Genomic DNA, 12,244 nt, shown 5'->3' with positions numbered 1-12,244 from the left:
TTTATTAATACTGTTACTATTTTAACAAAAGTAATTACGAACTTCTACCTAATGACTAATCTGCCGAATCATTCGATTGCATTCGATTGAGTAATCGTTCAAATTGTTGAATATTACCTTGATGTTGTTTGTAATGTGTTAATGTGTTTTGGAAAAATTGTTTATATTGACTATGAACGAGGCGATTGTCGAAAGATACGATGACGCCTTTATCTTTTTCGTTTCGTAAAAGACGTCCTAGCCCTTGTCTAAATCGTAAAACAGCTTCTGGCAACACATAATCCTTAAAGACATTATCAAACTCATTCGCAAGTAGCATAGGCTTCGTTGCATGTTGATTCATAAATGGCAATTTAGCAATCATTACACATTTAATCCCTTCTGCTTGATAGTCAAACCCTTCAAAAAATGTGCTTGTTCCCAATAAAATCGCTTTATCAAAATGATTAAACTGTTGAGCAATTTTATAATTTTGGTTTTGTTGTTGCGTTAAAATCACATAATCTTCAAATTCAACCATTTGATTTAAATAATCCATAACGGTATACAACATTTTATAACTTGTAAATAATATTAAGCATTTCCCTTCAACTGTTGTCACGTATCGCGCGATATAATCGACAATGGTTTGGATATATTCATCTTGGTTTTGATAGTTGTAACGCTTGATATCTTTTGGAATAAAGATATGACCATTCGGTTGAAATGCTTGTTGGGATTGGATTTGATAGGTTTGAAAAGATGTTTCATCTTCAAACCACTTTTTAAAAGTTTTAAATGATTGATTAAAAGTTAATGTTCCAGATACAAACGAAATAGAGTCAAATTTATTCAGAATTTTCTCTGATAATAGATGTTTCACAGAGTGGTCTTTAATATGAATTTTGATGGTTGACTTTTGTTGTAAATTTTTGAGCGACAGATAAGCCATATGTCCCTCTTTCAAACCATTCTCAATGTGTCGTAATTGATCGACAATATAAAGTAAATGTTTACGCATGGTCTTAATCACTTTATGTTTCATACTGTTAAAGTTTTCGAGTGTTAAATTAATCTGTGAAATAAAGTGATGTAGTGATGGTATTAGTACATTGACATCAATATCATAAACATAAAACAGTTTTGACGTTTCATCGTCAAATATGTGTGCATTATGGACCATCTCAAACAAGGTTTCAAAAAACTGTTCGTTCATATCATGTATTGCATTAATATCTTGTTTAACGTTAAAGACATCTATAGGCGGAATATCTAACTTTTCGAGTATTCGTTGTTGCTCCAGCTGATCAATTTGTTTGAGTAACTTTTCGTTTTCTGTTTTCCCAATGAGCCCCAGTTGATATTTAATGTCTGAATAGCCAAAAGCACGCATGGCACAATCAATCGCATAATCAGGCAATCGATGGGCCTCATCGATAATACAATGATTAAACAATTGATAGATTGTATGGTCAGGTGAAGAATATAATAAATGTGCGTGATTTGTAATACCAATTTGAATTTTCGAAGCATTTGTCCGTATATGGTTATAATAATGAATATCTTTACGGATAGGCACATAAGTTTCAACTTTTTGCTCAAAATACATTTTTTGTCCACCACGTAGATTGAGTTCTTCTATATCACCCGTATGTGTCTCTAAAATCCAAATTAATAACTGCATCTTAAGTAAATTCACATCATAATTCGATGTTTCATCTTTTAACACTTGACTGATGAGTCCCAGTGAAATATAGTCTTGCTTACTTTTGATAAGTGTTGCGTTAATCGTACTATTTAAAGCATCATTCAACATCGGAATATCATGAGATAAAAGTTGATTTTGTAACATTTTAGTATTAGTCGAAATCATCACATGTTCGCCTGTTTCGATATAATACATTAATGCAGCGATCAAATAAGCTAAAGATTTACCGCTTCCTGTGTTTGCTTCAATCAAGGCTTTATCATTATGCATCAATTGCTCAAAAACAACTTGTGCCATATAAAGTTGCTCTTCTCTATATTGATAACCACAATGATCGATAATCAATTGATATAGGTCATTTAAGTCACCTTCAAACTTTAATGTCGCTTCATGAAATTCGGATTGCGGCTTATAAAAAATCTGCTCAAATTGTTGTAACTGCTTTTGTTCTAATGAAGGTTGGTGTAATCGAACCAATTCGAAAAAATAGTCATCCAGGTTATATTTGAGTTGTTTACTTAAATAGTAAAGCTGCTTTTTAGTATTGAGCGGGAGTGTTTCAAAGTTATCAAAGGCTAAAATCATAATACGCGCTGTCGTCCGGGCATCTTCATCCGCACGATGTGCATTCGTTAGAGGCACACCTAAAGATTCTGACAGCTCTGTTAATTGATAGCTTTTTTCGGTAGGAAAAGCTACTTTAAATAGCTCTAAAGTATCAATCACTTTCTTTGGTTGATAATGAATATGACACTTTTTAAAAGAACGTTTCAAAAAATTCAAATCAAAATTCACATTATGTGCTACAAATATACAATCTTTTATTTTTGAATAAATTTCTTTTGCCACTTCATGAAAATAAGGCGCTTGTTGTAACATTTCTTCTTCTATTGAGGTTAGAGCTTGAATAAATGTCGGTATTTGAATATCTGTTTTTATCATTGAATGATAACTATCAATAATTTGTTTATCTTGTACAAATGTAATACCAATTTGTATGATTTCATCATAATTTGTTTGATTGCCAGTCGTTTCAAGATCGATGACGGCATAACAAGGCGATTGCGCCATATAAAAGCTGCCTCCTTTCTCTGATTGTCGTTTATAATTCGATGTCAGCACTCATTAATCTGTGAAGATTACCTTGACGATCAACGACATGTAAAAAGCCTTGGTCATCAATTTCAACGACTTTACCATAAAATTGCTGTGAACCTTCTGTAAAACGCAGTTGTTTATTCCATATATTTGAATGTGCAATGTATTCATCTTTAATTGCAGTGAATGGCTCATTTAAAAATTGTAAATAACGTTGCTCAATATTACGCATTAACACTTTCAAAAAGTCATAACGATTAGTGTCTTTGCCGTTATGTATTTTAAGGCTTGTTGCTATATGATTTAAACTTGGGTCAAAGTCTGAAGCTTCATGATTAACATTAATACCTATACCACAAATAACTGCTTCTATACCATCTGCATTGGCAATCATTTCAGTTAAAAAACCGCAGACTTTTTGATTTCCAATATAGATGTCATTAGGCCATTTGATTTGAACTTGCTCTGTGAGATAAGTTTGTATCGTTTCACAGATGGCCAGTGAAATAAATAAATTAAAGGTCGTAAGCATTGAAAAAGAAATTTCTGGGCGTAAAACGACAGACATCCATAACCCTTTCTCTTTTGGGGATTGCCAAACGCGTTTGAATCGCCCTTTTCCCGCAGTTTGCGCATCGCTCAAAATCAACATAGTCCCATCAAAATCAACAATCGATTTTTTAGCAATTTGTTGTGTGGAATCAACCGTCGAATAACACTCGAATTTCTCTATAAATGTAGAATCTTTAAAAAGCCCATTTAAGACGCCTTCGTGCCATTGGGTTGGAAGCTCATTCAATTTATGCCCACGATTATGGACAGAATCTATTGAAATTCCTTCTAATTTAAGTTGATCAATTGTTTTTTTAACAGTCATTCTCGAAATGCTCAGTTTTTCCGCAATGCTTTGGCCAGAGATATAGTCAGGTCTTGCTTCGGTAAGTAGTTCTAATATTATTTCACGATATTTCGACATGTTCTTTCACCCATTCAATAATTTCTTCTTGTTGATTCCCTAGTTGGCCTTTAATGATAGCACATTCAACTTCCCGCAAGGCTTTTTTAAGCCAAGGTCCACCTTTTAAATGAAGTGCATTCATTAAAATAGCGCCATTAATAGCCATAGACTGACGATCCTTTATTGGAAGTTCATCCCATACTGTTCGAAGTGTGCCTTCATTATAAATTAAAGGTGAGGGTAATGAGATTTGGTTTGCTTGCCATATTTCCATTAAACGCAGAAGTTCAAGTGATAAATCCAAACCAAAGTCATAAACAAATAATTTTAATGCATTTTTGGTTTCAATCGATTGACTTGTGTTTATCGCTTTGATCATTGTTGAGACCAACTGGTTTTGGGCTTTACTAAGCTTCAACGATTTTAGAGAGGCTTCCCCATTATTTAACAGGATCAGTGCTAAAAATGCTTCCAACGTAAGTGGTGTGACGATTTTCAAGGAAGACATATTCATATCTTTGAAAAAAGGGATATATTGCCAAATGTTCAACGCTTGTAATAAAGGGAAAGTCTCAGCAACAAAAGTACCATTAAGTAATTTTGTAAGTTCAGCCGTGATGCGTTCAATTGATAAAAATTGTATATCTGATAACCGTTTTTGCATCGCATCATACGTTTGTGATTCGATATGAAATCCTAATTGCGACTTGAAGCGGACTGCACGCAAGATTCTTAAAGCATCTTCATTAAATCGTGTCTCAGCGTCGCCAACAGTTCGAATCAATCGCTGCTGAATATCTTGTTCACCGTCAAAGTAATCATAACGTTGAAAAGAAGTATCCATAGCAATAGCGTTCATTGTGAAGTCACGTCTTTCAACATCTCGATATAAATCACGTACAAAATAAACCTCAGAAGGCCGTCTATGTTCAACATAAGTACCTTCAGCTCTAAAAGTCGTCACTTCATAATTTTCTTTATTCCATACAATATTGATTGTGCCGTGATCTTTACCTATAGGAATCGTGTGTTCAAAAAGTGATTCGATTTCATCAGGTGTCGCACTTGTTGTAATGTCAACGTCATGTATAGAGCGATTCATAATGTAATCTCGTACTGAGCCACCAACGAAATAAGCTTCATAACCATTGTCTGTGAGACGATTTATAATGGGTTGAGCGACTTCAAATTGAAAACGATTCATGAATTAAAGCTCTCCTAACATTTGTTTATAATAATATTCATACTGATCTGCGATATTCTGAGAATGAAAGCGTGTCTCAACATCTTTTAGCATGTGTTGTTGCATCGTTTGATAAAGAACTGGATCTTTTAATAATTTTAATGCATATTGCGCAGCTGTATCACTATCTCCTATGTCTACAAGATAACCTGTTTTTTCGTGTTGAATCACTTCTTGAATACCACCTGCATAGGTTCCTATTGGAATAACACCCGTTTTCATTGCTTCTAATAAAGTTAAACCAAAACTTTCTTTTTCACTCATTAATAAAACAATATCTGCAATTTGATAGAAATTACTCATACAATCTTGCTTGCCTAAAAATAGCACTTCATCGGATAAGCCAAGTTCACGTACTTTCATTCGCATATCTAATAATTCTGGACCGTCTCCGATTAATAATAATTTAGCTTTCATTTGTTTTCTAACTTTACTAAATGTGTCGATGATAGTGTCAATACGCTTCACTTGTCTAAAGTTTGAAACATGGATTAATACTTTTTCATCTTGCTCAATATGATAGCTTTCTTTAAAGGATGGATTATATCTTGTCGGAAATTCTGATTCTCTCACAAAATTATAGATAGGAATAATTTCTTTATTCGGCGCAATAATCTCATTTGTTTGTGCTTTAAGTGATTGACTTACACTTGTCACGACATCACTTTGTTCAATTCCGAATTTTATCGCATTTCTTAACGAATGATCGTATCCTAAAACAGTGATATCTGTTCCATGTAGAGTGGTCATGATTTTAATATCTTTACCCGACATTTGTCTTGCTAAAATACCACAAATGGCATGAGGGATTGCATAATGCATATGTAATACATCTAAATCATACTCATTAATGACGTTCGCAATTTTTGTACTTAACGAAATATCATAAGGCGGGTATTGAAAAACAGAATACTGATTGACATCAACCTGGTGAAAGGTAATGTTAGGAATCGGTTTTGTAAGTCGAAAAGGCATATTTGAAGTAATAAAATGAACCTCGTGGCCACGCTCGGCCATTAATATACCTAATTCCGTTGCAATCACACCTGAGCCACCTACAGATGGATAACAAGTAATTCCAATTTTCATCGTCAATAATCTCCTTTATGATTTTCTTTCAAAACGGTTTTTATCACGCGTATTAAATTTTCGCATCGTTTGATTAAAACTATCCGTCATATCAATATTTAAAGAATTAGCTAAACAAAGTAATACAAATAAATTATCGCCTAGCTCTGCTTCAATCGTATTATCAGCTTCACTCTCTTTTTTCTTCTTTTCACCGTGAAAATGATTGATTTCACGTGCTAACTCCCCTACTTCTTCAGTTAAGCGTGCCAAATTCGCAAGCGGAGAAAAATAACCTGTTTTAAATTGTGATATATATGTATCAACTTCTTTTTGCATTTCAGAGAGTGACTTGGTCATTTTATGACTTCCTTTCTAAATTCATTCTCTTTTATCTTACATGAAATGAATCGATTTGGGCAATCTATCAAACTCATTCTATTTTAAGATACAACTCAATACGATTTAAATGAAATAAAAATGAGTGAATGCGTATACACAATACATCATGATTTAAAAATAGGTCATTTGAGATTGATGTTATTCCACCTCCAACCATGGCATAACACTGCTTTTAGAGCATAACAAAAAAGAGTTGGAGCAATTTCTCCAACTCTTTTTGCATTCTATTTTTATTGATCCGATGAACGCGCGATTAAAATAAATCGTAATAGCTCAGCGACTGCGACTGCTGTTGCTGCCACATAAGTCATTGCTGCGGCTCTTAAAACGCGTCCAGCGTGTTTATATTCTTTTTCATTTACAATGCTTAACTTTTGAATCTGATTCATGGCACGTTTACTCGCATCAAATTCAACTGGTAATGTCACTATTGAAAATAATACAGCAAAAGCCATTAAGAAAATCCCAATCCATAAAGCAGTTGAACCAATTGCCATTTGTAATCCGGTTAACACAATTCCAGCCATAATGAAAATATATGACAATGAGCTTCCTAGGTTCGCAACTGGTACTAATGCAGAACGGAATCGTAAAAAGAAGTAACCTTCATAGTCTTGAATCGCGTGTCCGACTTCGTGTGCAGCAATTGCAGTTCCGGCTACGCTAGGTCGACTATAGTTGGCGGGTGACAAAACGACTACCTTATTTTTAGGGTCATAATGGTCAGTTAGAAAACCTTGACCTTCTTTTACTTCCACATCATAAATACCATTCGCATGTAAAATTTCTAATGCGACTTCTCTTCCCGTCTTGCCACTTGTCGATCTAACTTGAGAATATTTTTCATAGTTAGATTTAACTTTGTGTTGTGCATACATTGGGAGGATCATAAGTATTACAAAATAAATAATTAAAGACATTAAAGACATTATGCTCACTCCTTTAGACTATATTTTACGTGGTACTTCAAATAGGGTCAATCTTTTTACCTTGTCTTGTAAAATAAATCAAAAACAAAATGGAAATGACTGAAAGCCAAAACGACATGTAACCTATTTGTGTTTCAAATTGTGAGAGTCCTCCATATACAGGATATTGATGGAACACATAATCAATGACATCATTATGAAAGACCCATAGGATACTGACAATAATACTACTTTCGGTAAATTTAAAGAGGGGTAAAAATAAAAAGGCTTGAATGGCCATGATAGCATGCATCAATAGCAAGAAAACACCCATCCCATAAATCGTTTCGTCATGCACAAATAGAATGATATTCATCAAGACGGCCCAAACACCGTATTTAATTAAAGTTACAAAAGCTAGCGCATCGATAAGCGCACTCTTTTTATTAAAATACAGTAGGACAAGTGACACTACTAAAAAGAGTGTTGCAGTTGGACTATCCGGAACAAATGGCCAAAAATACCAAGGTGTCGTGGCCAATCTGGGTTGATACCAAATATAGCCGTAAATTGTACCTAAAATATTAAATAAAATAAGAAGTAAAAATGGCGTTCGATTGTAAAATAATATGTTTTGGATTTGTGTCCATAGCATGGTGGAACCTCTCGTAATTAAATTGAATTTGACCGTATTAATCATTCATGTGACGTAGTTTTAATAAGTTCAAAACGTTTGAATAATGATGAAAAGCCTCTACATCGTTCATGTTAAGGCTTAAATCAATTTGTGATTGAATGGTGAGAATTAACTGATGCTCAATATTTTTAGATAATTCAATAGTATACATATCTTTTAAGTAATCATGGTTATTGTAAGAAGTAATAATTTGATGTAATAATAGGCGATCCATTCTCTTATCGCGTTGAGATGTATGTCCAAAATGGATTTTTATATCAATAATGTCATCGTGCTTTACGATATTGTGAAAAATCTCGTTTGAATTCATTAAATTCGTATGTGTATCATGATACTTAATTGCAACAAACGGGGCATCTTCAGTTGCAATTTCAAGTGTGGGATGCCCCTGTACAATATGATCAACAAAATGAATACGTTCGAGCCTTTTGCTATTTGATCTGATTAGGTTTAAGATCCAAACGCTAATTCTTGATTTAAATTGATAATGAAATAGTAGATAATCAATAAAGTTTCTTTTTTCGTAATTTAAATGCACTTCATACATGAATCATCACCTTAAATTAAACGTTCTTGTTCTTCAATCCATGTTGTATTACCTTTATCTTTTTCAATAAGCGTTTCGAGTATACCTTTTGCTTGACCTGTCTGACCGACTTCGATGAGGTAATAATAGTAATCTTTTAAGAAATCGATATTTGCTTTATACGTATCAAAAGCGAGTTCATAAAAATGTTGCGCTTCCTTATCGCGTTCTTCTTCTCCAAATGCATATGCCAATTGCCATACAAATTGAGGATCCATATCTTCTTCATTGACAAATTGCACCAACTCAATAATGGCTTCATATTCTTCTTCTTTTCTAAATAAGTCCGCAAGCATCAATAAAGGTTCTTGATAACTTGGATCAACTTCAAGGGCTTGTTTTAACAATTCGACACCCTCGTTTTGGTCGCCATGTTCAATTTGTAATGCGCCTGTACTATACATTAATTCTTTATAAAATTGGTTGAGTCGCAACCCCTCTTGCCCAATCTCAATGGCATCTGGAAAACTTTTTTCATTTTCATATAGTTGTTGTAAATAATAATACGCTTGGATGAAATCCGGATCTTTTTGTAATAAAGTTTTCATGAGTTTAATCGCTTCATGCGTTAAATCATTTTTTTCATAAGCAATTGCTTTTTTCAAGTAGTCTTCAGAATGAAGTTCTTTTTCGTTGATTTCATCAAACCAACGTAATGCATCTGTATAATTACCGCTTTGAAGGCTACTGTCGGCTAATCTAGAAAACAAATTGATACCATTGATTTCATATTCACCGCTTTCAAGAACAGTGTCATATTCTCGCGAAGCACGTAAATATTGTCCATCGAAATAAAGAAGCTCCGCAAGCGCAAAATGTATAATCGGATCCGCAGGTTGCATATCAATCGCTTGTTGTACTTTTTCTATTGCGATATCCACCATACTGATTTGTTGATACAAATCTGCTTCTAACATTAAACGTTCAGGAGTAAGGGGGACTTCGTTTAAATATTCTAAAGCTTCGTCTGTGTGGTTTTCGGAAATCAATCCATCAATAAAATAAATTAGTATTTCATCTTCATCGGGATACTTCATATAAAGAGTTCTAAAAACTTCAAGACCTTGAGGTGTTAGACCAAAATTGTATAGTGTCTCACCTAAAACGAACAACGCATCATCATCGTCAGACTCCAATGCTTGTTGTACTCGAGAATCAAGCTGGTTTAATTTTTGTAGATTGATATCATCGATTAATTTATAGATGTCTTGCATATTATCCCTCATTTTCTAATTGTTTTAACATAGGTAAGAACCCCGGGAAAGATACGTTTACACTTTCAAATTGATGAATACGTACAGGTTGTTCAGTGAGTAATGAAGCAACTGCTAGCATCATGCCAATTCTATGATCCGTATGGCTATCGAGATCTGAAAGTTTGGAAACTGTTGAAGGCTCAATGATAAGCCCATCTTCTGTCGGTTTTAATTTTAAGCCAAGTTTACTCAGTTCGTTTGCTGTCGTATCAATTCGATTGGTTTCTTTTACCTTTAATTCTTCAGCATCTTTTATGATACTTGAACTCGTAGCTTGTGTACAGAGTAATGCAATCACTGGTAACTCATCAATACAACGTGGGATGAGTGAACCTCCAATTTCAATACCTTGTAAATGAGGTGTATATTGTACACGAAGTGTCGCTGTAGGCTCGGGTCCGTCGGTTTGTTGAGTTAATGTAAGGCGGCCTCCCATTTTCTGTACAATTTCAATGATGCCATCACGTGTGGGGTTGATTCCTACATTGTTTATCGTGATATCACTATTCGGTGTTATTAAGGCAGCAACAATAAGAAAAGAGGCTGAAGAGATGTCGCCTGGAACATAAAAATCTCGTGCAACAATGTTGTCAATCCCTCTCGGTGGCAATGTCACTGTTAATTGATTTGTTTCAACAGGTATCTGATAATGGGCAAACATCGTTTCTGTGTGATTACGAGACACTTCAATTTCATGTATGACAGTTTCTTCATTGGCAAACAAACCCGCTAATAAAATAGCACTTTTTACTTGCGCACTTGCAACGGGCATTTGATAATCTATGCCTCGAACTTGACTTGGCATTACAATGAGTGGTGTATAGTTTTCATCAACGCCACTAATATTGATATTCATCTTTTGAAGTGGTTGTAAGATACGATTCATTGGCCTTTTTGCAATAGATGCATCGCCTGAAAGCACACTTCTTAACCCCATTCCGCCAAATAGTCCTGCTAATAATCTTGTTGTTGTACCTGAATTTCCTGTATATAAACATTGATGGGGTGTTTTAAAATCTTGATACCCTGGTGAATCAATCACTATTTTTTCTGATGTGATGGTCATCTTGACCCCTAGTTTTTCAAATATTTCGGCTGTACGTAAACAATCTTCACCTAACAGAGGTTGATAGATGACTGATGTTCCTTTCGCTAAAGAAGCAAAAATGATTGCACGGTGTGTCATTGATTTGTCTCCGGGAACCGTGATTTCCCCTTTTAGAGGACCTTTTAATGTTATGGTTTCCATTTAATTCACCTCTTTGTGGAGTTGCTTAAGTTGCATAAATGCTTGATGTAAAATGTTACGATTCACGTGGACTGCAATAGGACTACCGATGCCTTTTAATAAAACCATGCGTACACCATCAGCGTCATTTTTTTTATCGTGTAACATCAGCGCATATAACGGTTCAAATTGGAACGATGTGACGATTTCCAACGGATAACCTAATGATTCAAAGTAACGATAATAGTGTTGAAGATTAAACGAAGTGTTGAATAAAATATTTGATACAATAAATTGATATAATATGCCAATCATAACAGCATAACCATGTGGTAATCGATGATGATATTCTACAGCATGACCAAAAGTATGACCTAAATTTAAAAACTGGCGTTGTCCCTTTTCTTTTTCATCTTCAACGACAATTTGTAATTTTGTTTGGATACCTTGAATTAAGTATGTTTCGATTTGTTTTAAAGATTTGAGCTCTATTTGACTCGGGTATTGATTTTCTAAAGCTTTTGTTGCATTTTCATTTCTCAATAAAGCATGTTTGTATATTTCAGCGAAGCCACTTAATATTTCGCTTTCAGGTAACGTGTCTAAAAAGTCTAAATCATATAGTACCGCTTTTGGCCGATGAAATGCGCCTACTAAATTTTTACCTTGCTTTGTATTAATGCCGACCTTACCTCCGATACTTGAATCGTGTGCCAAAAGTGTCGTAGGAACTTGTATAAAATCTACGCCTCTCAAAAGTGTAGCAGCTAAAAAGCCTACAAAATCTCCTGTAGCGCCACCTCCAATTGCGACAAGACAGGTATTTCGAGTGGGATGATAAGATAATAATAACTCTAAGTACTCTTCATAATATGAGAAATATTTGACTTGCTCTCCTGAAGGAATCGTTATGCATGTCATCGCTTGAGTGGTCACAAGTTGATCGATTTTACTTTTCCAAAGTTGATAAACTGATGCATCTACGAAGACGAAAGTGTGCTGATAACTCGAAGTGAATTCGGTTAGCTTGTTTAAGGATGAATGTGCGACAATAATAGGATAATTATTTTGTGCGTATGTGGTTGTCAATTCCAATGTCAATCACCTATTCTT

General features: G+C 34.4%; 11 protein-coding genes. All 11 read right to left on the bottom strand.

Going from position 1 to position 12,244, the window contains the following annotated elements:
• Positions 1-55: 55 nt before the first annotated feature.
• The 11 genes from KM149_RS06625 to aroB all read right to left on the bottom strand — a co-directional run bounded on the left by KM149_RS06625 (position 56) and on the right by aroB (position 12,226).
• Complete coding sequence (locus tag KM149_RS06625; RefSeq protein ID WP_214969820.1) at positions 56-2,758, bottom strand: helicase C-terminal domain-containing protein; 2,703 nt, start codon at positions 2,756-2,758, stop codon at positions 56-58.
• A gap of 31 nt (positions 2,759-2,789) precedes the next feature.
• A complete protein-coding gene (locus KM149_RS06620) occupies positions 2,790-3,761 on the bottom strand; it encodes a biotin--[acetyl-CoA-carboxylase] ligase (protein WP_241415204.1) in 972 nt (323 codons plus the stop codon).
• The gene (locus tag KM149_RS06615; protein ID WP_165545459.1) at positions 3,745-4,947 is read right to left on the bottom strand and encodes a CCA tRNA nucleotidyltransferase; all 1,203 of its coding nucleotides are present in this window, start codon (positions 4,945-4,947) and stop codon (positions 3,745-3,747) included. Before KM149_RS06615 ends, KM149_RS06620 begins: the two co-directional genes overlap by 17 nt.
• A 3-nt stretch (positions 4,948-4,950) precedes the next feature.
• The gene (gene bshA, locus KM149_RS06610; RefSeq protein WP_060829903.1) at positions 4,951-6,075 is read right to left on the bottom strand and encodes an N-acetyl-alpha-D-glucosaminyl L-malate synthase BshA; all 1,125 of its coding nucleotides are present in this window, start codon (positions 6,073-6,075) and stop codon (positions 4,951-4,953) included.
• 15 nt (positions 6,076-6,090) lie between these two features.
• Positions 6,091-6,414, bottom strand: coding sequence for a nucleotide pyrophosphohydrolase (locus KM149_RS06605; RefSeq protein ID WP_060829902.1), 324 nt, complete (start codon positions 6,412-6,414; stop codon positions 6,091-6,093).
• A gap of 272 nt (positions 6,415-6,686) precedes the next feature.
• The gene (locus KM149_RS06600; RefSeq protein WP_060829901.1) at positions 6,687-7,385 is read right to left on the bottom strand and encodes a zinc metallopeptidase; all 699 of its coding nucleotides are present in this window, start codon (positions 7,383-7,385) and stop codon (positions 6,687-6,689) included.
• Between the two features lie 37 nt (positions 7,386-7,422).
• Positions 7,423-8,019: a DUF1405 domain-containing protein gene (locus tag KM149_RS06595; RefSeq protein ID WP_241415203.1), complete on the bottom strand. Its 597-nt coding sequence runs from the start codon at positions 8,017-8,019 to the stop codon at positions 7,423-7,425.
• A gap of 37 nt (positions 8,020-8,056) precedes the next feature.
• Positions 8,057-8,608: a YpiB family protein gene (locus KM149_RS06590; protein ID WP_165545462.1), complete on the bottom strand. Its 552-nt coding sequence runs from the start codon at positions 8,606-8,608 to the stop codon at positions 8,057-8,059.
• An 11-nt stretch (positions 8,609-8,619) separates the two neighbouring features.
• Positions 8,620-9,861 (bottom strand): tetratricopeptide repeat protein, encoded by a 1,242-nt coding sequence (locus tag KM149_RS06585; protein ID WP_241415202.1) that lies wholly within the window; start codon positions 9,859-9,861, stop codon positions 8,620-8,622.
• A 1-nt stretch (position 9,862) separates the two neighbouring features.
• Positions 9,863-11,152: a 3-phosphoshikimate 1-carboxyvinyltransferase gene (gene aroA / locus KM149_RS06580; RefSeq protein ID WP_241415201.1), complete on the bottom strand. Its 1,290-nt coding sequence runs from the start codon at positions 11,150-11,152 to the stop codon at positions 9,863-9,865.
• Positions 11,153-12,226 (bottom strand): 3-dehydroquinate synthase, encoded by a 1,074-nt coding sequence (gene aroB / locus KM149_RS06575; RefSeq protein WP_165545465.1) that lies wholly within the window; start codon positions 12,224-12,226, stop codon positions 11,153-11,155.
• Positions 12,227-12,244 lie beyond the last annotated feature (18 nt).

This window comes from Staphylococcus coagulans (assembly GCF_022557135.1).
Lineage (GTDB): Bacteria > Bacillota > Bacilli > Staphylococcales > Staphylococcaceae > Staphylococcus > Staphylococcus coagulans.
This window is presented reverse-complemented; position numbering and strand designations above follow the sequence as displayed.

Bases quoted from the DNA above. Each gene is read 5' to 3' on its own strand.
- KM149_RS06625 (WP_214969820.1), bottom strand. From the start codon at position 2,758: ATGGCGCAATCGCCTTGTTATGCCGTCATCGATCTTGAAACGACTGGC.
- KM149_RS06620 (WP_241415204.1), bottom strand. From the start codon at position 3,761: ATGTCGAAATATCGTGAAATAATATTAGAACTACTTACCGAAGCAAGA.
- KM149_RS06615 (WP_165545459.1), bottom strand. From the start codon at position 4,947: ATGAATCGTTTTCAATTTGAAGTCGCTCAACCCATTATAAATCGTCTC.
- bshA (WP_060829903.1), bottom strand. From the start codon at position 6,075: ATGAAAATTGGAATTACTTGTTATCCATCTGTAGGTGGCTCAGGTGTG.
- KM149_RS06605 (WP_060829902.1), bottom strand. From the start codon at position 6,414: ATGACCAAGTCACTCTCTGAAATGCAAAAAGAAGTTGATACATATATA.
- KM149_RS06600 (WP_060829901.1), bottom strand. From the start codon at position 7,385: ATGTCTTTAATGTCTTTAATTATTTATTTTGTAATACTTATGATCCTC.
- KM149_RS06595 (WP_241415203.1), bottom strand. From the start codon at position 8,019: ATGCTATGGACACAAATCCAAAACATATTATTTTACAATCGAACGCCA.
- KM149_RS06590 (WP_165545462.1), bottom strand. From the start codon at position 8,608: ATGTATGAAGTGCATTTAAATTACGAAAAAAGAAACTTTATTGATTAT.
- KM149_RS06585 (WP_241415202.1), bottom strand. From the start codon at position 9,861: ATGCAAGACATCTATAAATTAATCGATGATATCAATCTACAAAAATTA.
- aroA (WP_241415201.1), bottom strand. From the start codon at position 11,152: ATGGAAACCATAACATTAAAAGGTCCTCTAAAAGGGGAAATCACGGTT.